Genomic DNA, 22,533 nt, shown 5'->3' on the forward strand with positions numbered 1-22,533 from the left:
GACCGACGGGCGTCCGCCGCGCGCCCCTCGTCATCAGGACAGGTGGCCGGCCTTCTCCATCTGCCGGAGCTCGCGCTTCAGGTCGCCCAGCTCATCGCGCAGCCGTGCGGCCAGCTCGAACTTGAGCTCGCCCGCCGCCTGGAGCATCTGGTCGTTGAGGTCGGAGATGATCGTCTCCAGCTCGTTGGCCCCCGCGGCCGCCTTGCCCTCGCGTCGGAGGTTCGGGGTGGGCGAGCGCTTGCCGCCGCCGCGCCCCTCGAGCATCTTCTTCGTGTCCTCGCCCTCGCGCGCCAGGATCTCGGTGATGTCGGCGATGCGCTTCCGCAGCGGCGTGGGGTCGATGCCGTGCTCGGTGTTGTAGGCGACCTGCTTCTCGCGGCGGCGGTCGGTCTCCTCGATGGCGCGCTTCATGCTGTCCGTCAGCACGTCGGCGTACATGTGCACCTCGCCGGACACGTTGCGCGCTGCGCGGCCGATGGTCTGGATGAGCGAGGTGGACGACCGGAGGAAGCCCTCCTTGTCGGCGTCGAGGATCGCGACGAGCGACACCTCGGGCAGGTCGAGCCCCTCGCGCAGGAGGTTGATGCCGACGAGCACGTCGTAGACGCCGGCCCGCAGCTCGCTCAGCAGCTCCACGCGCCGCAGCGTGTCGACGTCCGAGTGCAGGTAGCGCACGCGCACCCCGGCCTCGGCGAAGTAGTCGGTGAGCTCCTCCGCCATCTTCTTCGTGAGCGTGGTGACGAGGATGCGCTCGTCCTTCTCCACGCGGATGCGGATCTGCTCCAGCAGGTCGTCGATCTGGCCCTTCGTGGGCTTGACGACGATGGCCGGGTCGATGAGGCCGGTGGGTCGGATGATCTGCTCCACCACGCCGTCGCCCATGCCGAGCTCGTACTTGCCGGGCGTCGCCGACATGTACACGGTCTGCGGCACGCGCTCCGTGAACTCGTTCCACTTCAGCGGCCGGTTGTCGAGCGCGCTGGGCAGCCGGAAGCCGTGCTCGACGAGCGTGCGCTTGCGCGACGAGTCGCCCTCGAACATGGCGCCGATCTGCGGCACGGTGACGTGCGACTCGTCGATGACGACCAGGAAGTCGTCCGGGAAGTAGTCGAGCAGGCAGTGCGGGGCCTCCCCCGCGTCGCGCCCGTCGATGTGGCGGGAGTAGTTCTCGATGCCGGAGCAGAAGCCGATCTGCTGCATCATCTCGATGTCGAAGTTGGTGCGCATGCGCAGCCGCTGGGCCTCGAGCAGCTTCCCCTCGCGCTCCAAGACCGTCAGGCGCTCCTCGAGCTCCTGCTGGATGGTGCCGATGGCCCGCTGCATGACCTCGGTCTCCGCCACGTAGTGCGAGCCCGGGAACACGGACACGGAGTCCATCTTGCGGACCACGTCACCCGTGAGCGGGTGCAGCTGGTACAGCGCCTCGATCTCGTCGCCGAACATCTCGATGCGGATGGCCAGCTCCTCGTACATCGGGATGATCTCGATGGTGTCGCCGCGCACGCGGAAGTTGCCGCGCGAGAAGTCGACGTCGTTGCGCTGGTACTGCATGGAGACGAACTTGCGGATGAGCGTGTCGCGGTTGATCTGCATCCCGACCTGGAGCGCCACCATCGCGTTCATGTACTGCTCGGGCTGGCCGAGGCCGTAGATGCACGACACCGTGCTCACCACGACGACGTCGCGGCGGCTGAGCAGCGAGTTCGTCGTGGAGTGGCGGAGGCGCTCGACCTCGGCGTTGACCGACGAGTCCTTCTCGATGAATGTGTCCGTCTGCGGGACGTAGGCCTCGGGCTGGTAGTAGTCGTAGTACGAGACGAAGTACTCGACCGCGTTGTCCGGCATGAGCTCGCGGAACTCGGTGGCGAGCTGGGCAGCCAGCGTCTTGTTGTGGGCGAGGATCAGCGTGGGCCGCTGGACCTTCTCGATGAGCCAGGCGGCCGTGGCCGACTTGCCCGTGCCGGTGGCGCCGAGGAGCACGACGTCGGGCTCGCCGGCGTTGACCCGGCCCGCCAGCTCCGCGATGGCCGTGGGCTGGTCGCCGCTCGGGGAGTAGTCGCTGACGACCTTGAACGGGCGCACGGAACGGGTGGGCTGCATGTGATCAGCCTACGAGCGGCCACCGACACCGTCGGACAGGTTCGCCCAGAGCCGATCCGTCTTCGCGAGCGTCGACGCCAGCGAGATGCCGGAGTCGATGACCTCGTCGGCGACGGCGAGGCGCTCCTCGTCGGTGGCCTGCGACGCGATGCGTCGCTCGGCCTCCTCGACCGACATCCCGCGGAGCTCGACGAGGCGGCGGATCCGCTCCTCGCGCGGCGCGTGGACCACGACGATCCGGTCGAACTCGTCGACGCGGCCGGACTCCACGAGGAGCGGGATGTCGTAGACGACGACCGCGTCGGCGTCCGCCTCCGCCGCCGCGGCCATGCGCGCGGCGGACAGCGCGCGCACCGCGGGGTGCGTGATGGCCTCGAGGTCGCGTCGCGCGTCCGGGTCCTGGAACACGACCGCGCCGAGCGCGGGCCGGTCGAGGGAGCCGTCAGCGGAGATCACGCCGGGGCCGAAGCGCCGGGCGATCTCCGCGAGGGCCGGCGTGCCGGGTTCCACGACCTCGCGGGCGAGCCGGTCGGCGTCGATGCGCACGGCCCCGAGCTCCGCCAGTCGGTCGGCCACCACCGTCTTGCCCGCGGCGATGCCGCCCGTCAGTCCGATCACCTGCATGGATCCAGCCTAGGCGCGCGGTCCGCCGCGGACGACGGAGGCCGCCCTCCCCGGAGGGAGAGCGGCCTCGTGATCGTGCGGTGGTGCTACTTCGAGCTGGACAGCTTCTCGCGCAGGGCGGCGAGGCTCTCGTCGTCCGCCAGCGTGCCGGCGCCCGTCGAGTCGCTCGTGAAGCCGGGGCCGGCGGACGTGATGCCCGTGTCGGCCGCCTCGGCCTCGGCTGCTGCCGCGACCTGCTTCTTGTGGGCCTCCCAGCGGGCCTGGGCTGCGGCGTACTGCTGCTCCCAGGTCTCGCGCTGCGACTCGAAGCCTTCCTTCCACTCGTTGGTCTCCGGGTCGAAGCCCTCGGGGTACTTGTAGTTCCCCTGGTCGTCGTACTCGGTGAGCATGCCGTAAAGGGCGGGGTCGAACTCGGTGCCCTCGGGGTCGACGCCGTCGTTGGCCTGCTTGAGGCTCAGCGAGATGCGGCGACGCTCGAGGTCGATGTCGATGACCTTGACGAACACCTCGTCGCCGACGGACACGACCTGCTCGGCGAGCTCGACGTGCTTGCCGGAGAGCTCCGAGATGTGCACGAGGCCCTCGATGCCCTCGGCCACGCGGACGAACGCACCGAACGGCACCAGCTTGGTGACCTTGCCGGGCGCGACCTGGCCGATGGCGTGCGTGCGGGCGAAGACCTGCCACGGGTCCTCCTGCGTCGCCTTGAGCGACAGCGAGACGCGCTCGCGGTCCAGGTCGACCTCGAGGATCTCGACGGTCACCTCCTGGCCCACCTCGACGACCTCGCTGGCGTGCTCGATGTGCTTCCAGCTGAGCTCGGAGACGTGCACGAGGCCGTCGACGCCGCCCAGGTCCACGAACGCACCGAAGTTGACGATCGAGGAGACCACGCCCTTGCGGACCTGGCCCTTCTGGAGGTTGTTGAGGAACGTGCTGCGGCTCTCGGACTGCGTCTGCTCGAGGAGCGCACGGCGCGACAGGACCACGTTGTTGCGGTTCTTGTCGAGCTCGAGGATCTTCGCCTCGATCTCCTGGCCGAGGTACGGCGTGAGGTCGCGGACGCGGCGCAGCTCGATGAGCGAGGCCGGGAGGAAGCCGCGGAGGCCGATGTCCACGATGAGGCCGCCCTTGACGACCTCGATGACGGTGCCGGTGACGACGCCGTCGGACTCCTTGATCTTCTCCACGTCGCCCCACGCACGCTCGTACTGCGCGCGCTTCTTGGACAGGATCAGACGGCCCTCCTTGTCCTCCTTCTGGAGGACGAGGGCCTCGACGGTGTCGCCGACCTTGACGACCTCCGTGGGGTCGACGTCGTGCTTGATCGACAGCTCACGCGAGGGGATGACGCCCTCGGTCTTGTAGCCGACGTCGATCAGGACCTCGTCCCGATCGATCTTCACGACGGTGCCCTCGATGAGGTCTCCGTCGTTGAAGAACTTCAGTGTCTTCTCGACCGCGGCGAGGAAGTCCTCAGCAGATCCGATGTCGTTGATCGCGACCTGCTTGGGCGCCTTGTCGGTCGTTGCGATTGTCATGTAGTTAGTGCTCCAGGATGGGCATGAATAAGGCCGCTGGCGCGGACCCGCGCGGGTACCGGTCGAGCGGCGGACGGATGGGTCGTCGCAGAAGTGCGACAGTCGATCTTAGACCCGGCCGCGGAGGCGGGACAACCGCGCCGCGCGGGACGGCGGCCCTGCGCCGGTCGACCGCCCCGCGCGCGGTCAGCGGAGGACGGCAGCCCGCAGCGTGTCGAGGCCGACGCCGCCCACGTCGAGCGCGCGGCGGTGGAACGCGCGGATGTCGAACGCGTCGCCCTCGCGCCTGCGGGTCTCGTCGCGGAGGTCCTCCCAGATGCGCTGGCCGACCTTGTAGGAGGGGGCCTGGCCGGGCCAGCCGAGGTAGCGGTTGACCTCGAAGCGCACGAAGGACGGATCCATGTTGACGTTCCGGCCCATGAAGTCGAACGCGAAGTCGGCGTCCCAGACGCCCTCGCCGTCGGGGCGCGTCTTGCCGAGGTGGACGCCGATGTCGAGCACCACGCGGGCGGCGCGCATCCGCTGGCCGTCGAGCATCCCGAGCCGGTCGGCCGGGTCGTCGAGGTAGCCCAGCTCCTGCATCAGGCGCTCGGCGTAGAGGGCCCAGCCCTCCGCGTGGCCCGACGTGCCGGCGAAGCGCCGCCAGGTGTTGAGCTCCGTCTTGTTGTAGGTGGCCTGCGCGATCTGCAGGTGGTGGCCGGGGACGCCCTCGTGGTAGACGGTCGTCAGCTCGCGCCAGGTGTCGAACTCCGTGACGCCCTCGGGCACCGACCACCACATGCGGCCGGGGCGGCTGAAGTCGTCGGCGGGGCCGGAGTAGTAGATGCCGCCCTCCTGCGTGGGGGCGATCATGCACTCGAGCGCGCGGATCTCCTGGGGGATGTCGAAGTGCGTGCGGCCGAGCTCCTCCACCGCGCGGTCGCTCGTCTCCTGCATCCACGCGCGGAGGGCGTCCGTGCCGTGGAGCTTGCGCGACGCGTCGCCGTCGAGGTGCGCGATGGCCTCGAGCACGCTCGCGCCGGGGAGGATCTCGCGGGCGATGGCCTCCTGCTCCTCCACCATGCGGGCGAGCTCGCCCACGCCCCACTCGTAGGTCTCGTCGAGGTCGACCTCGGCGCCGAGGAACGAGCGCGACCGCAGCGCGTACTGCTCGCGGCCCACGGCGTCGGCGTCGCGGCCCGCGGGCTCGAGCTCGGAGCCGAGGAACGACGCCAGGCGCTCGTACGCGGACCGGGCCTCCTCGGCGCGCGCCCCGAGGTCCTGGCGGAGGGACGCGGGCAGCTCGCCGGAGTCCGGTCGCGCGTCCTCGGCGAAGGATCGGAAGAACCCGTCGGGCGCTGCCTGGCGCTCGACCTGGCCGAGCACCTCGCGGATCTGTCGCTTCGCCGGCACCTGCCCGCGGCGGACGCCCTCCCGCAGGGTCTCGACGTAGCCGTCGACCGCGCCGGCGACGTTGCCGAGCCGCGTCGCGATGCGCTCCCAGTCGTCCGCGGTGGCGGTGGGCGAGATGTCGAACACCTCGCGGATGCCCTGCGCGGGCGACGCGATCACGTTGAGGTCGGAGAGGTGCACGCCGGCGTCGTGCATCTCGACGTCGAGCTCCAGCTCCCGGGTGAGGTCCATGCGGGTGACCTCGTCGATCGCGTCGACGGGCGTGGCCTGCGCGAGCTGCCGGACGACCGCGCGAGCCGCGTCGGCGTGAGCCGCGTGGCCCGCGGGCGACGTGTCGCCGTACTCGCCCTCGCGTCCGGGGCGGCCGAGGTAGACGCGCTCCTCGGGGTGCAGGTCGAGCGAGGCGTCGATCCACCCCTCGGCGATCCGGTCGATGTCCGTCTGCGGTCGGGGGGCCTTCGGCGTCGTCGTCATCCCTCGACCGTAGCGGCTCCCAGCAGGGACCGGACGGTCGCCGGATCCGTCGCGCCGCGCAGCTGCTCCGCGCGCACGGGGTCGAGCAGGATCTCCGCGAGGCGCGACAGCAGGGCGATGTGCCCGCCTCCGGTCGCCGCGATGCCGATGACGATGCGGACGTCGTGGCCGTCCCAGTCGACGCCGTCGGGCAGGCGGAGGAGGCTGATCGCGTCGGCCCGCACGAGGTCGCGGCCCGCGGCGAGCGTGCCGTGCGGCACCGCGACGCCCTCGCCCACGAAGGTGGACACGGAGCGCTCGCGCTCGACCATGGCCTCGACGTAGCCGGGCTCGACAGCACCTGCCGCGACGAGCGCGTCGCCCGCCTGGCGGATGGCGGACTCGCGGTCGTCGGCGTGCGCGTCGAGGCGGATCGCGCCGTCCGCGAGGAGGTCGGAGAGTCGTGCTGTCGTCATGCGCTGTGCTCCTCGTGCTGGGTGGATGGAGGGGATCCGCGGTCAGTGCGCGGCAGCGGCCCACGAGTCGCCGCGGCCCACCTGCACCTCGAGCGGCACCCGGAGGTCCGCCGCGTGCGCCATGCGGTCGGTGACGATGGCCTCGAGCGCGTCCCACTCCCCCGCTGCGACCTCGAGGATGAGCTCGTCGTGCACCTGCAGCAGCATGCGCGACGCCATGTCGCGCTCGCGCATGTCGGCCTCGATGCGGATCATCGCGATCTTCATGATGTCGGCCGCCGACCCCTGGATGGGCGCGTTGAGGGCAGCCCGCTCGGCGTTGTCCCGGAGTACGCGGTTCGGGCTGTTGAGGTCGGGGAACGGGCGGCGTCGGCCGAAGATCGTCTCCGTGTACCCGGCGGCGCGCGCCTCCTCCACGACCTGGCGGAGGTAGTCGCGCACGGCCCCGAACCGCGCGAAGTAGTCGGTCATGAGCTGCTTCGCCTCGGACGACGGGATGCGCAGCTGCTTGGACAGCCCGAACGCGCTCAACCCGTAGGCGAGGCCGTAGCTCATGGCCTTGACCTTGGTGCGCATCTCGGCGCTGACGTCAGCCGGCTCCACCCCGAAGATGCGGGATCCGACGAAGCGGTGCAGGTCCTCCCCCGCCGCGAAGGCCTCGATGAGGCCCGCGTCGCCGGAGAGGTGCGCCATGATCCGCATCTCGATCTGCGAGTAGTCGGCGGTGAGCAGGGTCTCGTAGCCCTCGCCGACGCGGATGGCGCTGCGGATGCGGCGGCCCTCCTCCGTGCGCACCGGGATGTTCTGCAGGTTCGGGTCGTTCGAGGAGATGCGGCCGGTCGTGGTGCCGGTCTGCACGTAGGTGGTGTGGATCCGCTCGTCGTCGCCGATGCCGCGCTCGAGCGTCTGGATGATCTGCCGCAGCTTGCTCGCGTCGCGGTGCTCGAGGAGCAGGTCGAGGAACGGGTGCGGGTTCGACGCCTGCAGGTCGGCCAGCGCGCCGGCGTCGGTCGAGAAGCCGGTCTTGTTGGCGCGCGTCTTCGGCATGCCGAGCTGGTCGAAGAGGACCTCCTGCAGCTGCTTCGGCGAGCCGAGGTTGATCTCCTTGCCGATCTCCGCGAACGCGCGCTGCGCGAGGTCGGTGATGCGCTCCTGCAGCTGCGCCGACAGCTCGGCGAGGCCGGCGCGGTCGGTCGCGACGCCGCGGAGCTCCATCTCGACCAGCACGAGGAGCGTCGGCATCTCGATGTCGACCATGACGCCGAGCGTGCGCTCGTCGAGCACCTCGCGCAGCGCGTGCTCGACCCGGAGCGTGTACCAGGCCTCGACCGGCGCCGTGAGCGCCTCGGTCTCGGGCACGAGCTGGTTGGCGTCGGGCTCGGGCAGGTCCTCCATGAGGTAGCGGCTCACGAGCGCGGCGAGCGTCTTGTCGGTGAACCCGGGACGAAGCAGCCAGCCCGCGACGAGCACGTCGAACGCGAGCCCCTGGACCTCGAGGCCGGCGCGGCGCATGGCCTTCACCTGCAGCTTGGCGTCCGACATGATCTTCGGCGCGTCGCTCGCCAGCCACCGCTCGAACGGCGCGTAGTCGGCGCGGCCCTCCTGCCACGGCAGGGTCACGGCCTCGGTCGCGCTCGCGAGGCCGAAGCCCACGGGCCTCCCGTCCTGCGTCTCGACGGTGAGACCGAGGCCATGGGGCGACGCGGCGCCCTGCCTCTCGATCCACTTCGCGAGCTCCTCGTCGAGCAGCTGCTGCGGCCGCGGGGCGGCGGGAGCCGTGGAGGGCTCCTGCTCGACCGCGCCGACGGGCGTGCCCTCGCTCGACGCGGAGGCGCCGGATCCCTCGAGCTTCAGCACCCGATCCAGCAGCTGCTTGAACTCCAGCACCTGGAACACCTCGCGGAGCGCGGGCTCGTCGATGGGCTTCCGCTCGAGGTCCTTGGGCCCGAGCGGCAGCTCGACGTCGGTGAGCAGCCGGTTGAGGCGGCGGTTGCGGATGACGTTCTCGTACTGGGCGCGGAGGTTGTCGCCGACCTTGCCCGAGATCTCGTCCCGGTGCTCGAGGACCGCGTCGAGGGAGCCGTACTGGTTGAGCCACTTGACCGCGGTCTTCGGGCCGACCTTGTCGACGCCGATGAGGTTGTCGCTCGTCTCCCCCACGAGCGCCGCGATGTCCGGGTACATCTCGGGCTGCACGCCGTACTTCTCGAACACCTTCTCCGCGTCGTAGCGCGTGAGCTGGGAGACGCCCTGGGTGGACGGGTAGAGCAGCGTGACGTCGTCGTTGACGAGCTGGATGGCGTCGCGGTCGCCCGAGACGACGAGCACGCGGAAGCCCTGCTCGCGACCCTGCGTGGCGAGGGTCGCGAGGATGTCGTCCGCCTCGTGGTCCTCCTTGGTGAGGGTGGGGATGTTCATGGTCTTCAGCGCCCGCTCGAGCAGCGGCACCTGCCCGGTGAACTCCACGGGCGTCTCGCCGCGCGTGCCCTTGTACTCCGGGTACTCGCGCGTGCGGAACGAGAAGCGCGAGATGTCGAACGCGACGCCCACGTGCGTGGGCTTCTCCTTCTGCAGGAGGTTGATGAGCATCGCGATGAAGCCGTGCACGGCGTTCGTGTGCTGCCCCTCGCGGTTCTGGAAGCTCTCCGCAGGCAGGGCGTAGAAGGCCCGGAACGCCAGGGAATGGCCGTCGATGACGAGGAGGGTAGGCTTTTCCGTGTTCGGCACGGGTCCAGCCTATAGAGGGCTCCCGACGTCCGACCGGCCCTGGAGGATCCCCCATGACCCAGCCCGCACCCGAGCCGTCCGCCACCGCGCGGCTCCTCCGCCAGCCCCAGGACGTGGGCGCGCTCGCCGAGAAGATGGGCATCGTCTTCCAGGAGCTGAGCCCCCAGAGATCCGTCGCCACCATGCCCGCGGAGGGGAACACCCAGCCATACGGCGTGGTGCACGGCGGCGCGTACGTCGTGCTCGCCGAGTCGCTCGGATCCATGTCCGCGAACGTGCACGCCGGCCCCGACCGCGTCGCCTTCGGCATCGAGCTCAACGCGAGCCACACCCGCTCCGCGTCGTCGGGCACCATCACCGGCACGTGCACGGCGATCCACCTCGGCGGCACGCTCACGACGCACGAGATCGTCATGACGGACGACGAGGGACGACGGCTCTCGACCGTGCGCATCACGAACATCATCCGCGAGCGCTCGGGGCGCTGATCGCGGCGGCGCCGATCCGCGCGACATGCGCGGCGGCGGCTACGCCTTCTTGGCGCTCAGCTGCTCGATGATGGCCTGCGCCACGTCGTGCATGGTGAGGCGGCGGTCCATGGACGCCTTCTGGATCCAGCGGAACGCCTCGGGCTCCGTGAGGCCCATCTTCTCGTTCAGCAGGCCCTTGGCCCGGTCGACGAGCTTGCGGGTCTCGAAGCGCTCGACGAGGTCGGAGACCTCGGCCTCGAGCGTGATGATCTGCGCGTAGCGCGCCAGCGCGATCTCGATCGCGGGGAGCAGGTCGTTCGGCGTGAACGGCTTGACGACGTAGGCCAGCGCGCCGGCCTCGCCCGCGCGCTCCACGAGCTCCTTCTGGCTGAAGGCCGTCAGGAGGACGACGGGCGCGATGTGGTTGCGGTTCAGCCGCTCGGCCGCGGAGATGCCGTCGAGCTGGGGCATCTTGACGTCCATGATGACGAGGTCGGGACGCAGCTCCGTGGCGAGCGCGACGGCGGTCTCGCCGTCACCAGCCTCGCCCACGACCTCGAAGCCGTTGTCGCGGAGGGTCTCCACGATGTCGAGGCGGATGAGCGACTCGTCCTCGGCGACGACGACACGGCGGGGGGCTGCGGGGGTTGCTTCCTGGTCACTCACGGATAGGAGCCTACGGTATCGTCGGGCGGGCCGGTGCGCGCCGGGACGGCGGGTGCCCGCCAGATCCCGGGTCCGCCGGGGTGCGCCGGATTGGCGGAATGGCAGACGCGGAGCACTCAAAATGCTCTGTCCGTGAGGGCGTGTGGGTTCGAGTCCCACATCCGGCACCGCAGCCCGCGAGGGAGACGCGAGAGGGCGGGCGACCACGCAGGTCGCCCGCCCTCTCGCGTCTCCGCGGGGGCAGGGGCCCCCGCGTCCGCGCGCTACTTCTCGTACGCGGGAGCGGCCTCGTTCACGGCGTCGCCGACCACGTGGACGCGCAGCTCGTTGGTCGAGCCCGCGATCCCGGGAGGGGATCCGGCGATGACGACGACCTTCTGGCCGACCTCCGCCAGGCCCTCCGCGAGCAGCACCTCGTCGACCTGGTGGAACATCTGGTCGGTGTGCGTGACCGGATCCACGAGGTAGGTCTGCACGCCCCACGACAGCGCGAGGCGACGGCGGATGCCCTCGTTCGGCGTGAAGGCCAGGATCGGGATCCCGTTGCGCAGGCGCGTCATGCGACGCACGGAGTCGCCCGACTCGGTGAAGACGCAGAGGAACTTCGCCTCGACGAACTCGGCGACCTCGGCGGCCGCGAGCGTGATGGCGCCGCCCTGCGTGAAGGGGCGCGTGCCGAGCTTGGGGATGCGCTCCAGCCCGTGCTCCTCGGTCGACTCGATGATGCGGGCCATGGTCTTGACCGTGACGACGGGGAACTCGCCCACGCTCGTCTCGCCGCTCAGCATGAGCGCGTCCGCGCCGTCGAGCACCGCGTTGGCGCAGTCGGAGGCCTCGGCGCGAGTGGGCCGGGGACTCGTGATCATGGACTCGAGCATCTGCGTGGCCACGATGACGGGCTTGGCCTTGCGGCGGGCGAGCTCGACCGCGCGCTTCTGCACGATGGGCACGGCCTCCAGCGGGAGCTCGACGCCCAGGTCGCCGCGGGCGACCATGATCGCGTCGAACGCGTCGACGATCTCCTCGAGCGCGTCGACGGCCTGCGGCTTCTCGACCTTGGCGACGACGGGGACGCGACGTCCCTCCTCGTCCATGATCTCGTGCACGCGGACGATGTCCGAGGCGTCTCGGACGAAGCTCAGCGCGATGAGATCGGCGCCCAGGCGGAGGCCCCAGCGGAGGTCCGCCTCGTCCTTGCCGGAGAGCGCGGGGACGTTGACCGCGACGCCCGGGAGGTTGATGCCCTTGTTGTTGCTGACGGCGCCGCCCACCTCGACCGTGGTCGTGACGCGCGTGCCGTCGGTGGAGACCACGCGGAGCGTGACCTTGCCGTCGTCGATGAGCAACGGGTCGCCCGGCTTCACGTCGCCGGGGAGGCCCTTGTACGTGGTGGAGCAGATGTCCTTCGTGCCGAGGATGTCCTCGACCGTGATGACGAAGGTGTCGCCGAAGGCCAGGTCGTGCGGGCCGTCCGAGAACTTGCCGAGCCGGATCTTCGGGCCCTGCAGGTCGACGAGGACCGCGACCGCGCGGCCCGCGTCGTCGGCGGCCTTCCGGATCGTGGAGTAGATGCCCTCGTGGACGTCGTAGGTGCCGTGGCTCAGGTTCATGCGGGCCACGTCCACGCCGGCGTCGATGATGGCGCGGATGCTCTCATAGGAGCTGGTCGCGGGCCCGAGGGTCGCGACGATCTTCGCTCGTCTGGTCATGCTCTGTCTGTCTCGCGTTTCTGCGTCGCACACGGACGCGGTTCGGGTGAGTGGTCGCGGCCCGCGCACATGGCGCGACGACCGGGTCAGATGGAGAGAGCGCGGTCCGTGGGACGGACCGGGAACGGGAGCTCCGTGTCCCCCTCAAGGTACCGGTCGACGGCGGAGGCCGCTGAACGTCCCTCCGCGATGGCCCACACGATGAGCGACTGGCCGCGGCCCGCGTCGCCCGCGACGAAGACGCCGGCCTGGTCCGTCTGGTAGTCCTCGCCGCGCGCGACGTTGCCGCGCTCGTCGAAGGGGACCTCCAGCTGGCTCTCGAGGGCGGCCTTCTCGGGGCCGGTGAAGCCGAGCGCGAGGAGCACCAGGTCGGCGGGGATCTCGCGCTCGGTGCCCGACTTCGGCACGCGGCGGCCGTCGCGGAACTCGGTCTCCGCGACGCGGACGGCGCGGACGTGACCGTCGTCGTCCTCCAGGAACTCGACCGTGGTGGCGAGGTACTGGCGCTCGCCGCCCTCCTCGTGGGCGCTCGACACCTCGAAGAGGGTCGGGTACGTCGGCCACGGCTGGTCGGGGCGGCGCTCCGACGGGGGCTGCTGGCCGATGGCGAGGTTGGTCACCGACGCGGCCTTCTGGCGGTGCGCCGTGCCGATGCAGTCCGCGCCCGTGTCCCCGCCGCCGAGGACGACGACGTGCTTGCCCTCCGCGTGGATCTGCTCGGGCACCTGGTCGCCGGCCGTCGCGTGGTTCGACTGGCGCAGGTAGTCCATGGCGAAGTGCACGCCGTCGACGTCGCGACCGGGGATGTCGAGGTCGCGGGGCACGAGCGCGCCCGTGCAGACCACGACCGCGTCGTAGCGCAGGCGCAGGTCGGACCAGGTGATGTCCTTCCCGATGTCGACGCCCGCGCGGAAGCGGGTGCCCTCGGCGGTCATCTGCGCGAGGCGCGCCTCGAGGTGGCGCTTCTCCATCTTGAAGTCGGGGATCCCGTAGCGCAGCAGGCCGCCGATGCGGTCGTCGCGCTCGAACACCGCGACCGTGTGGCCGGCGCGCGTGAGCTGCTGCGCGGCGGCGAGGCCGGCGGGACCGGATCCCACGACCGCCACGGTCTTGCCCGTGAGGCGCTCGGGCGGATGCGGCTCGACCCAGCCGTTCTGGAAGGCGTCGTCGATGATCGACACCTCGACCTGCTTGATGGTCACGGGCGGCTGGTTGATGCCGAGCACGCACGAGCTCTCGCAGGGCGCCGGGCACAGCCGGCCCGTGAACTCGGGGAAGTTGTTCGTCGCGTGCAGGCGCTCGATGGCCTGGCGGCCCTCGCCCCGCCACGTGAGGTCGTTCCACTCCGGGATGAGGTTGCCGAGCGGGCAGCCCTGGTGGCAGAACGGGATGCCGCAGTCCATGCACCGGCCGGCCTGGCGCACGAGCTCGCCGCGCTCCTGCTGCTCGTAGACCTCCTTCCAGTCCATGAGCCGCACCGAGACGGGTCGGCGCTTGGGGAGCTCACGCTCCGTCACCTTGAGGAAGCCCTTGGGGTCAGCCACCGGTCACCTCCAGGATGCGCTTCCAGGCGACGTCGCCGTCGGGGTCGAGACCCTCGTCCACCGCGGTCTGGCGGGTGGCGAGGACGGCCGCGTAGTCCCGCGGCAGGATCTTGGTGAAGCGTTCCATGGAGGTCTCCGGCTCGGCGAGCAGGCGCTCGGCCACGGTGGATCCGGTCTCGGCGAGGTGCCGGCGGAGGAGGTCGAGCACGATCTCGACGTCGGCGCTCCCGAGCGGGTGCAGCTCGAGCTCGCCCGACGCGAGGGCGTCGGTGTTGATGCGGTCGCGGTCGAGGTCGATCACGTACGCGGTGCCGCCCGACATGCCGGCGCCGATGTTCCGGCCGGTGCCGCCGAGGACGAGCGCGAGCCCGCCGGTCATGTACTCGAGCGCGTGGTCGCCCACCGCCTCGACGACCGCGCTGGCGCCGGAGTTGCGGACGAGGAACCGCTCCCCCACCATGCCGCGGATGAACATGGTGCCCTGCGTCGCGCCGTAGCCGATGACGTTGCCCGCGATGACGTTCTCCTCCGCGGGGAAGCCGGCACGCGCGTCGGGCCGCACGACGATGTCGCCGCCCGAGAGGCCCTTGCCGAGGTAGTCGTTGCTGTCGCCGACGAGGCGCAGCGTGATGCCCGACGGCATGAACGCCCCGAACGACTGTCCGGCGGACCCGCGGAGGGTGACGTCGATGGACCCCGTCGGCAGCCCGTCCTCGCCGTGCGCCTTCGTGACGAGGTGGCCGAGCATCGTGCCCACCGCGCGCGCCGTGTTCCGCACGGGCAGGTCGATCTCGACCCGGCCGCCGTGGTCGAGCACGTCCCGGCTGAGGCGGATGAGCTCGTTGTCGAAGTGGGCCTCGAGCTCGTGGTCCTGCGACCGGCCGTGCTTCATCGGCTCGTCCTCGGCGAAGGTCGGGCCGACCAGGATCGGCGTGAGGTCGAGGCCGGACGCCTTCCAGTGGTCGACCGCGTCCTCGACGCCGAGCAGGTCGTTGCGACCCACGATCTCGTCGAGCGAGCGGTAGCCGAGGGCGGCCAGGTGCTCGCGCACCTCCTGCGCGATGAACTCGAAGAAGTTGACGACGTGCTCCGCCTTGCCCGGGAAGCGCTTGCGCAGCTCCGGGTTCTGCGTGGCGACGCCCACGGGGCAGGTGTCGAGGTGGCAGACGCGCATCATGATGCAGCCGGAGACGACGAGCGGCGCGGTGGCGAAGCCGAACTCCTCGGCCCCGAGCAGCGCGCCGACGATGACGTCGCGGCCGGACTTCATCTGCCCGTCGACCTGCACGACCACGCGGTCGCGCATGCCGTTGAGGCGGAGGGTCTGCTGCGTCTCGGCGAGGCCGAGCTCCCACGGCGTGCCGGCGTGCTTGAGGGAGTTGACCGGGCTCGCTCCCGTGCCGCCGTCGTGGCCCGAGACGAGGATCACGTCGCTCAGCGCCTTCGCGACGCCGGCTGCCACTGCGCCGATGCCCGACTGGCTGACGAGCTTCGTGTGGATCCGGGCGCTCGGGTTCGCGCGCTTGAGGTCGAAGATCAGCTGCTTGAGGTCCTCGATCGAGTAGATGTCGTGGTGCGGCGGCGGGGAGATCAGGCCGACGCCCGCGGTCGCGTGCCGCGTGCGCGCCACCCACGGGTAGACCTTGCCGGGCGGCAGCTGCCCGCCCTCGCCGGGCTTGGCACCCTGCGCGAGCTTGATCTGGATGTCGTCGGCGTGCGTGAGGTACATGCTCGTGACGCCGAAGCGCCCGGACGCGACCTGCTTGATGGAGCTGCGGCGCTCGGGGTCGAGCAGGCGCTCGACGTTCTCGCCGCCCTCGCCGGTGTTCGACTTGGCTCCGAGGCGGTTCATCGCGATGGCGAGCGTCTCGTGCGCCTCCTCGGAGATCGATCCGTAGCTCATCGCGCCCGTGGAGAAGCGCTTCACGATGTCGCTGATGGGCTCGACCTCGTCGAGCGGCACCGGCGGTCGCGTGCCCGTGCGCAGCTGGAACATGCCGCGCAGCGTCATCAGGTCCTTCGACTGCGCGTCGACCATGGACGTGTACTCGCGGAAGATGTCGTACCGCCGCGTGCGCGTCGCGTGCTGCAGCCGGAAGATCGTGTCCGGGTTGAACAGGTGCGGGGACCCGTCGCGGCGCCACTGGTACTCGCCGCCCGTCTGCAGGCGCTCGTGCGAGAGCACGGCGCCGTCCGTCGGGTAGGCGCTGCGGTGGCGCGCGGCGTTCTCGGCCGCTATGACGTCGATCCCGACGCCACCGAGGCGCGTGGTGGTGCCCGAGAAGTACTGGTCCACCAGCCCCTGCGAGAGGCCGACGGCCTCGAAGCACTGCGCGCCCGCGTACGAGGACACCGTGGAGATGCCCATCTTGGACATGATCTTCAGCACGCCCTTGCCGAGGCCCTTGATGAGGTTCCGCGTGGCCTTCTCCGGCGTCACGCCCGTGAGCATGCCGCTGCGGACGAGGTCCTCGCAGGACTCCATCGCCAGGTACGGGTTGACCGCCGAGGCGCCGTAGCCGATGAGCAGCGCGATGTGGTGCACCTCGCGCACGTCGCCGGCCTCGACGACGATGCCGACCTTCATGCGGGTCTGCTTGCGGATGAGGTGGTGGTGCACGGCCGCGATCATGAGGAGCGACGGGATGGGCGCGAGGTCGCGGTTGGAGTCGCGGTCCGACAGCACGATGAACTGCGCGCCGTGCGCGATAGCGCGGTCGACCTCGTCGCACATGGCGTCGATGCGCCTCTGCATGGCGAGCGGCCCGTCGTCGACGCGGTAGAGGCCGCTCACGATGGTCGTCGTGCGGCTGCCCGGGCGGTGGTCGATGTGGATGACCTTGGCGAGCTCGTCGTTGTCGATGACCGGGAAGTCGAGCACGACCTGCTTCGTGTGCTCGGGGCCGGCGTCGAGGAGGTTGCGCTGCGGCCCGAGGCCGAGGCGGAGGCTGGTGACGACCTCCTCGCGGATGGAGTCGAGCGGCGGGTTGGTGACCTGCGCGAACTGTTGCGTGAAGTAGTCGAACAGCAGGCGCGGGCGCTGCGAGAGGACGGCGATGGGCGTGTCCGAGCCCATGGCGCCGAGGGGCTCCGCGCCGACCTTCGCCATGGGCATGAGGAGCATCCGCACCTCCTCCTCCGTGTAGCCGAAGGTGCGCTGGCGCCGGACGACGGACGCGGGCGTGTGCACGACGTGCTCGCGCTCCGGCAGGTCGGCGAGGTGGATCCGGTTCCGGAGCCACTCGCCCCACGGCGCGCTGGCCGCCAGCTCGGACTTGATCTCGTCGTCCTCGATGATGCGGCCGGCCTCGGTGTCGACGAGGAACATCTTGCCGGGGCGCAGGCGGCCCTTCCGCATGATGCGCGCGGGGTCGATCTCGAGCACGCCGATCTCGCTGCCCAGCACCACGAGACCGTCGTGCGTGACGAGGTAGCGGCCGGGGCGCAGGCCGTTGCGGTCGAGCGTCGCGCCGACGAGCGTGCCGTCGGTGAAGGTGAGCGCGGCCGGGCCGTCCCACGGTTCCATGACCATGGAGTGGTACTCGTAGAAGTCGCGGCGGACGGGATCGATGTCGGTCTGCTTCTCCCACGCCTCCGGGACCATCATCATCATCGCGTGCGGCAGGCTGCGGCCGCTGAGGCTCAGGAGCTCGAGCACCTCGTCGAACGACGCGGAGTCGCTCGCGCCGGGCGTGACGATCGGCATGAGCGGCGACAGGTCGCCGAGCAGCTCCGACTCGAGCTGGGACTGGCGGGCGCGCATCCAGTTGCGGTTGCCGGCGACCGTGTTGATCTCGCCGTTGTGCGCCATCATGCGCAGCGGCTGCGCGAGGGGCCACGACGGGAACGTGTTGGTGGAGTAGCGCGAGTGCACGATGGCGAGCTTGGATGCGAAGCGCTCGTCGGAGAGGTCGGGGTAGAACGGCTCCAGCTGGAGCGTGGTGACCATGCCCTTGTAGACGAGGGTGCGCGAGGACAGCGAGATGAAGTAGGCGCCGAACTCCCGCTCCGCGCGCTTGCGCAGGCGGAAGGCGAGGCGGTCGAGGGCGAGCCCCGACGGTCGGTCCTCCGGCCGCGCGGCGTCGGAGGTCAGGAACAGGTGGCGGAACGCGGGCATGGCCTTGCGCGCCAGGTTGCCGAGGTGCGTCGCGTCGACCGGGACCTCGCGCCAGCCGAGGACGCGCAGTCGCTCGTCGCCGGCGATGCGCTCGATGCCGGACTGCAGCTCCTCGCGCTCGGCGTCGTCGGTGGGCAGGAAGGCCATGCCGACCGCGTACTCCCCCATGGGCGGGAGGTCGAAGCCGACGACGCCGCGGAGGAACGCGTCCGGGATCTGCGTCATGATCCCGGCGCCGTCGCCGGTGCCCGCGTCGGATCCGATCGCGCCGCGGTGCTCCAGGTTCCGGAGCGCGTCCAACGCGTTGACGATGATGTCGTGACCGGGGGTGCCGCGCAGGGTGGCCACCATGGCCAGGCCGCACGCGTCCTTCTCGAACGCCGGGTCGTAGAGGCCCTGCTTCGCGGGGAAGGAGCCGCCGGGAGGGGAGGTGGAGGAGAACGCCATGGGAACCGTCCTAGATGCACTGCGGAGGGACGTCGCTGGCCCTGTGGTGGGGACCGCCTCGCGGGAGGGAGAGGAGGCGGTGACCGCGGGGGTGCCCGCGCTGGGGACTAGGCGCCGCGTCCGCTTGTGGCGGGGAGAGCGTGGGAGTCCGAACCGGTGGATGCCCGATCGTCGTCGACGTCGGCGAAATCCGAATCCGTGTACACCGATGCTACCTCGCCGTCGCGCCCCGCCTTCGCGCGGGCGCTTACGTCCTCCGGGGTGCGGCCCGGCAGGTACGGGCTCGGCTCGCTGCCGACGTGACGACGGGTCTGCACGATGAAGAGCACGAGGCCGAGGGCCACCGCGAAGAAGGCAGCCCAGACGTTGGTGCGGATGCCGAAGAAGATCTCGCTGGGGTCGATGCGGATCGACTCGAAGACCATGCGCCCGAGGCCGTACCACATGAGGTAGACGGCGAGCCCGCGACCCCACTGCAGGCGGACGGCGCGACCCAGCGCCATGATGACGAGGGCGCCGGCGACGTTCCACACGATCTCGTAGAGGAACGTGGGGTGGAAGAGCGTGCCCGCGGGCAGCCCGGCCGGGAACGCGGCGTTGGTCGGGTCGACCTGGAGGCCCCACGGCAGCGTGGTCGGCGTGCCGAACAGCTCCTGGTTGAAGTAGTTGCCCATGCGGCCCGCCGCCTGCGCGAGGAGGAGGCCGGGGGCGAGCGCGTCGGCGAAGGTCCAGAAGCGGACGCCCGTCCACTTGGAGCCGAGCCACACGCCCACGGCACCGCCGATGAGGGCGCCGAAGATGGCGATGCCGCCCTCCCACACGTAGAGCACGCGCCACAGGTCCGCACCGTCGTAGAAGTAGTCGCCGGGGTGGGTGAGCACGTGGAACGCGCGGGCGCCGACGATGCCGAGGACGAGCGCGCACAGGGTGAAGTCGATGACCGTGCCCGACTCCACGCCCCGCGCCACGAGGCGGCGGTTGGTGAGGAACGCGGCGATGAGGATGCCGACGAGGATGCACACGGCGTACGCGTGGATGACGAAGGTGAGCGGCAGGTCGATGCCGAAGCCCTGGAGCCACGCCGTGACGTCGAACCGGGTGTCGGACGGATCCGGGCTGGGGATGCTCATCGGGTCGAACAACGGATGGCGCTCACTTTCGCAGGGGGGTCGGCGGGCGCGGCGGGACCGCGGGCCGGGGGCTACTGTAGCGCGGTTCCCCGCGCGAGATCGGCCGCGGCGCGGGCGACGCCGGGCACGCCGCCGTCGGCGAGGGCCGCGACGAGGGCGGATCCGACGATGGCGCCGTCGGCGTAGTCGAGCACCTCGCGCACCTGGTCGCCGGTGGAGATGCCGATGCCGACGCACGCGCTCGTGGAGCCGGCGTCGCGCAGGCGCGAGACGAGTCCGCGGGCGGCCTGGTCGACGTCCTGGCGCGCGCCCGTTATGCCCATGGTCGAGACCGCGTAGACGAACCCGCGGCTGCGCTCGACCGCCTGGCGCAGGCGCGCCTCGCTGGACGACGGGGCCGCGAGGAACACGCGGTCGAGGCCCGTGCGCTCGGACGCGGCCAGCCAGTCGGCGCCCTCGTCCGGGATGAGGTCGGGCGTGATGAGGCCGGCGCCGCCCGCGGCGACGATGTCGTCCGCGAAGCGCTCGACGCCGTACTGCACGACGGGGTTCCAGTAGGTCATGAGGAGCACGGGCGCGTCGACGCGCTGGGTGATCGCGTGCAGCGCGTCGAAGCCGTCGCGGAGGCGGAAGCCCTGCGCGAGCGCCGTCTGGGTCGCGCGCTGGATGACCGGGCCGTCCATCACGGGGTCGCTGTACGGCAGGCCGAGCTCGATGACGTCGACGCCGTTCTCGACGAGCGCGACGGCGGCCTCGATGCTCGTGGCGAGGTCGGGGAAGCCGACGGGGAGGTACCCGACGAGGGCGCCCGATCCCTGCTCGCGGCGGACCGCGATGGCCCGCTCGACGGGACTGACGGCGGGCGGTGCGGCGTGAGCGGTCACGACTGCTCCGCCCCTGCGTCGATGAGGTCGAAGTACTTGCCCGCGGTCTCCATGTCCTTGTCGCCGCGGCCGCTGAGGTTGATCAGGATGATCGAGTCCGGGCCGAGCTCCTTGCCGAGCTCGAGCGCGCCTGCGAGGGCGTGCGCGGACTCGATGGCGGGGATGATGCCCTCGGTGCGGCTGAGCAGGCGCAGCGCGCTCATGGCCTGGTCGTCCGTGACGGGTCGGTAGGACGCGCGGCCGAGGTCCGACAGCCAGGAGTGCTCCGGGCCGACGCCCGGGTAGTCGAGGCCCGCGGAGATCGAGTGCGAGTCGATGGTCTGGCCGTCCTCGTCCTGCAGGAGGTAGCTGCGCGCGCCGTGCAGCATGCCGGGGCGGCCCTTGGTGATGGTGGCGGCCGTGCGCGGGGTGTCCGCCCCGTCGCCGCCGGCCTCGAAGCCGTAGAGCGCCACGTCGGCGTCGTCGAGGAAGGCGTGGAAGATGCCGATGGCGTTGGATCCGCCGCCCACGCACGCGGCGACCGCGTCGGGCAGCCGGCCGGTGAGCGCGAGGACCTGCTCGCGGGCCTCCTCGCCGATGACCTTCTGCAGGTCGCGGACCATCGCCGGGAACGGGTGCGGGCCCGCGACCGTGCCGAAGACGTAGTTCGTGGTCTCGACGTTGGTCACCCAGTCGCGCATGGCGTCGTTGATGGCGTCCTTGAGGGTGCGCGAGCCCGAGCGGACCGGGATGACCTCGGCGCCGAGCAGGCGCATCCGCGCCACGTTCAGCGCCTGGCGCTCGGTGTCGACCTCGCCCATGTAGATGACGCAGTCGAGGCCGAAGAGCGCGGCCGCGGTGGCGGTCGCGACGCCGTGCTGGCCCGCTCCCGTCTCCGCGATGATGCGCTTCTTGCCGATCTTCTTCGTGAGCAGCGCCTGGCCCAGCACGTTGTTGATCTTGTGCGAGCCGGTGTGGTTCAGGTCCTCGCGCTTGAGGATGATGCGGGCCCCGCCGGCGTGCTCGGCGAACCGCGGCACCTCCGTGATGAGCGACGGGCGTCCGGTGTAGCTGCGGTGCAGCTCCTTCAGCTCCTCGATGAACGCGGGATCGACCTTGAGCTCCTCCCACGCCTCCGCCAGCTCGTCGAGGGCGGCGACGAGGGACTCGGGGACGTAGCGCCCGCCGAAGTCGCCGAAGTACGGGCCGGTCGCGCTGCGCAGGTCCGTCATGCCCGGATGTCCAGGAACTCGGAGAGCGTGCGGACGGGATCGCCCGTGACGAGCGCCTCGCCCACCAGCACGACGTCGGCGCCCGAGCGGCGGTAGTGCGCCACGTCGTCCGTGGTCTTCACCGCGGACTCGGCGATGCGGACGACGCCCGCGGGGATGGAGTCGGCCAGGCGGCCGAACAGGTCGCGGTCGAGCTCGAACGTGGTCAGGTTGCGCGCGTTGACGCCGACGACCTGCGCGCCGAGGTCGAGCGCGCGGGACACCTCCTCCGCGGAGTGGGTCTCGACGAGCGCGGTCATGCCGAGCTCGCCCACCAGCGCGTGCAGCTCGACGAGCGTCTTCTGGTCGAGCGCGGCGACGATGAGGAGGACGAGGTCGGCGCCGGACGCGCGGGCCTCGAGCACCTGGTACGGCTCGCCGATGAAGTCCTTGCGGAGCACCGGGATGGAGACGGTGTCGCGCACCTGCTCGAGGTCCTGGAGGGATCCGCGGAACTTGCGGCCCTCGGTGAGGACGCTGATGGCGCTGGCGCCGCCGGTCTCGTAACGGGACGCGAGGAGCGCGGGATCCGGGATCTCGGCGAGGGCGCCGCGCGAGGGGCTCGAGCGCTTGACCTCGGCGATGATCTTCACGCGGTCGGCGGGCGCGAGGGCGCCGACCGCGTCGAGGGCGGCGGGACGCGCGAGCGCCTCGGCCTCGACCTGGGCGAGCGGACGGGTCTCGCGGCGGGCGGCCGCGTCCTCGAGGGCACCGGCGAGGAGGTCGCCCAGCACTACGAGTGCGCCTTCGAGTGGGTGGAGACCGTGCGGTGCCCGTCGACGCCGAAGCCCAGCTTCTTCATGACGCCGCCGGTGATCCAGCCGAGGATCGCGAGGACGGCCGAGGCCCACACGACGGGCTCGATGGCGAACCAGAAGGCGATGGTGCCGACGGTGAACGCGACGAGCATGATGACGACGGCCGTCCAGGCCGCCGGCGAGTTGCCGTGGCCGGGTTCTGCGGACTCTGTGGACATGCGTGCTCCTCGGGGATCGTGCGATGG

Annotated in this window: 16 protein-coding genes and 1 tRNA gene; 2 read left to right on the forward strand and 15 right to left on the reverse strand. The window is 71.0% G+C overall.

The window, feature by feature from the left end; translation table 11 throughout:
• Window positions 1-33 precede the first annotated feature (33 nt).
• From uvrB to polA, 6 genes are all read right to left on the reverse strand, one after another.
• A complete protein-coding gene (gene uvrB / locus K0V08_RS04530) occupies window positions 34-2,100 on the reverse strand; it encodes an excinuclease ABC subunit UvrB (protein WP_079533292.1) in 2,067 nt (688 codons plus the stop codon).
• Window positions 2,101-2,109: 9 nt separating this feature from the next.
• Window positions 2,110-2,724, reverse strand: a complete 615-nt coding sequence (gene coaE / locus K0V08_RS04535; protein ID WP_079533294.1) for a dephospho-CoA kinase — start codon at window positions 2,722-2,724, stop codon at window positions 2,110-2,112.
• 86 nt (window positions 2,725-2,810) lie between these two features.
• Complete coding sequence (gene rpsA, locus K0V08_RS04540) at window positions 2,811-4,265, reverse strand: 30S ribosomal protein S1 (RefSeq protein WP_012038440.1); 1,455 nt, start codon at window positions 4,263-4,265, stop codon at window positions 2,811-2,813.
• Window positions 4,266-4,451: 186 nt separating this feature from the next.
• Complete coding sequence (locus K0V08_RS04545; RefSeq protein ID WP_079533297.1) at window positions 4,452-6,131, reverse strand: DUF885 domain-containing protein; 1,680 nt, start codon at window positions 6,129-6,131, stop codon at window positions 4,452-4,454.
• Window positions 6,128-6,586 (reverse strand): PTS mannitol transporter subunit IIA, encoded by a 459-nt coding sequence (locus K0V08_RS04550; RefSeq protein WP_012038442.1) that lies wholly within the window; start codon window positions 6,584-6,586, stop codon window positions 6,128-6,130. Before K0V08_RS04550 ends, K0V08_RS04545 begins: the two co-directional genes overlap by 4 nt.
• A gap of 42 nt (window positions 6,587-6,628) precedes the next feature.
• Window positions 6,629-9,313 (reverse strand): DNA polymerase I, encoded by a 2,685-nt coding sequence (gene polA / locus K0V08_RS04555; RefSeq protein WP_012038443.1) that lies wholly within the window; start codon window positions 9,311-9,313, stop codon window positions 6,629-6,631.
• Between the two features lie 53 nt (window positions 9,314-9,366).
• On the opposite strand from polA, the gene K0V08_RS04560 reads away from it, so the two are divergent.
• On the forward strand, window positions 9,367-9,801 hold the full coding sequence (locus K0V08_RS04560; RefSeq protein ID WP_079533300.1) for a PaaI family thioesterase: 435 nt from the start codon (window positions 9,367-9,369) through the stop codon (window positions 9,799-9,801).
• 39 nt (window positions 9,802-9,840) lie between these two features.
• On the opposite strand, the gene K0V08_RS04565 is transcribed toward K0V08_RS04560, so the two are convergent.
• On the reverse strand, window positions 9,841-10,449 hold the full coding sequence (locus K0V08_RS04565; RefSeq protein WP_012299329.1) for an ANTAR domain-containing response regulator: 609 nt from the start codon (window positions 10,447-10,449) through the stop codon (window positions 9,841-9,843).
• Between the two features lie 84 nt (window positions 10,450-10,533).
• Between K0V08_RS04565 and K0V08_RS04570 the strand changes: the two genes are divergently transcribed.
• Window positions 10,534-10,616 (forward strand) — tRNA-Leu (locus K0V08_RS04570).
• A gap of 96 nt (window positions 10,617-10,712) precedes the next feature.
• Here the strand turns inward: K0V08_RS04570 and pyk are convergent.
• The 8 genes from pyk to K0V08_RS04610 form a co-directional block, all read right to left on the reverse strand.
• Entirely contained in the window at window positions 10,713-12,158 is a 1,446-nt protein-coding gene (gene pyk / locus K0V08_RS04575; protein ID WP_012038446.1) for a pyruvate kinase, read from the reverse strand.
• 86 nt (window positions 12,159-12,244) lie between these two features.
• Window positions 12,245-13,702 (reverse strand): glutamate synthase subunit beta, encoded by a 1,458-nt coding sequence (locus K0V08_RS04580; protein ID WP_012038447.1) that lies wholly within the window; start codon window positions 13,700-13,702, stop codon window positions 12,245-12,247.
• Window positions 13,695-18,266, reverse strand: coding sequence for a glutamate synthase large subunit (gene gltB / locus K0V08_RS04585; protein WP_079533302.1), 4,572 nt, complete (start codon window positions 18,264-18,266; stop codon window positions 13,695-13,697). Before gltB ends, K0V08_RS04580 begins: the two co-directional genes overlap by 8 nt.
• 107 nt (window positions 18,267-18,373) lie before the next feature.
• On the reverse strand, window positions 18,374-19,396 hold the full coding sequence (gene lgt, locus K0V08_RS04590; RefSeq protein ID WP_012038449.1) for a prolipoprotein diacylglyceryl transferase: 1,023 nt from the start codon (window positions 19,394-19,396) through the stop codon (window positions 18,374-18,376).
• A 71-nt stretch (window positions 19,397-19,467) separates the two neighbouring features.
• Window positions 19,468-20,280 carry a tryptophan synthase subunit alpha gene (gene trpA, locus K0V08_RS04595; RefSeq protein WP_079533305.1) on the reverse strand — a complete coding sequence of 271 codons (813 nt, stop codon included), beginning with the start codon at window positions 20,278-20,280 and terminating at the stop codon, window positions 19,468-19,470.
• On the reverse strand, window positions 20,277-21,491 hold the full coding sequence (trpB, locus tag K0V08_RS04600) for a tryptophan synthase subunit beta (RefSeq protein WP_012038451.1): 1,215 nt from the start codon (window positions 21,489-21,491) through the stop codon (window positions 20,277-20,279). Before trpB ends, trpA begins: the two co-directional genes overlap by 4 nt.
• Window positions 21,488-22,264, reverse strand: a complete 777-nt coding sequence (gene trpC, locus K0V08_RS04605; protein WP_079533308.1) for an indole-3-glycerol phosphate synthase TrpC — start codon at window positions 22,262-22,264, stop codon at window positions 21,488-21,490. Before trpC ends, trpB begins: the two co-directional genes overlap by 4 nt.
• Complete coding sequence (locus tag K0V08_RS04610) at window positions 22,264-22,506, reverse strand: DUF6704 family protein (RefSeq protein WP_079533310.1); 243 nt, start codon at window positions 22,504-22,506, stop codon at window positions 22,264-22,266. Before K0V08_RS04610 ends, trpC begins: the two co-directional genes overlap by 1 nt.
• Window positions 22,507-22,533: the final 27 nt, after the last annotated feature.

It is taken from the genome of Clavibacter michiganensis (assembly GCF_021216655.1).
Lineage (GTDB): Bacteria > Actinomycetota > Actinomycetes > Actinomycetales > Microbacteriaceae > Clavibacter > Clavibacter michiganensis.

Bases quoted from the DNA above. Each gene is read 5' to 3' on its own strand.
- K0V08_RS04560 (WP_079533300.1), top strand. From the start codon at position 9,367: ATGACCCAGCCCGCACCCGAGCCGTCCGCCACCGCGCGGCTCCTCCGC.
- K0V08_RS04550 (WP_012038442.1), bottom strand. From the start codon at position 6,586: ATGACGACAGCACGACTCTCCGACCTCCTCGCGGACGGCGCGATCCGC.
- pyk (WP_012038446.1), bottom strand. From the start codon at position 12,158: ATGACCAGACGAGCGAAGATCGTCGCGACCCTCGGGCCCGCGACCAGC.
- coaE (WP_079533294.1), bottom strand. From the start codon at position 2,724: ATGCAGGTGATCGGACTGACGGGCGGCATCGCCGCGGGCAAGACGGTG.
- gltB (WP_079533302.1), bottom strand. From the start codon at position 18,266: ATGGCGTTCTCCTCCACCTCCCCTCCCGGCGGCTCCTTCCCCGCGAAG.
- lgt (WP_012038449.1), bottom strand. From the start codon at position 19,396: ATGAGCATCCCCAGCCCGGATCCGTCCGACACCCGGTTCGACGTCACG.
- trpB (WP_012038451.1), bottom strand. From the start codon at position 21,491: ATGACGGACCTGCGCAGCGCGACCGGCCCGTACTTCGGCGACTTCGGC.
- uvrB (WP_079533292.1), bottom strand. From the start codon at position 2,100: ATGCAGCCCACCCGTTCCGTGCGCCCGTTCAAGGTCGTCAGCGACTAC.
- K0V08_RS04545 (WP_079533297.1), bottom strand. From the start codon at position 6,131: ATGACGACGACGCCGAAGGCCCCCCGACCGCAGACGGACATCGACCGG.
- K0V08_RS04610 (WP_079533310.1), bottom strand. From the start codon at position 22,506: ATGTCCACAGAGTCCGCAGAACCCGGCCACGGCAACTCGCCGGCGGCC.
- rpsA (WP_012038440.1), bottom strand. From the start codon at position 4,265: ATGACAATCGCAACGACCGACAAGGCGCCCAAGCAGGTCGCGATCAAC.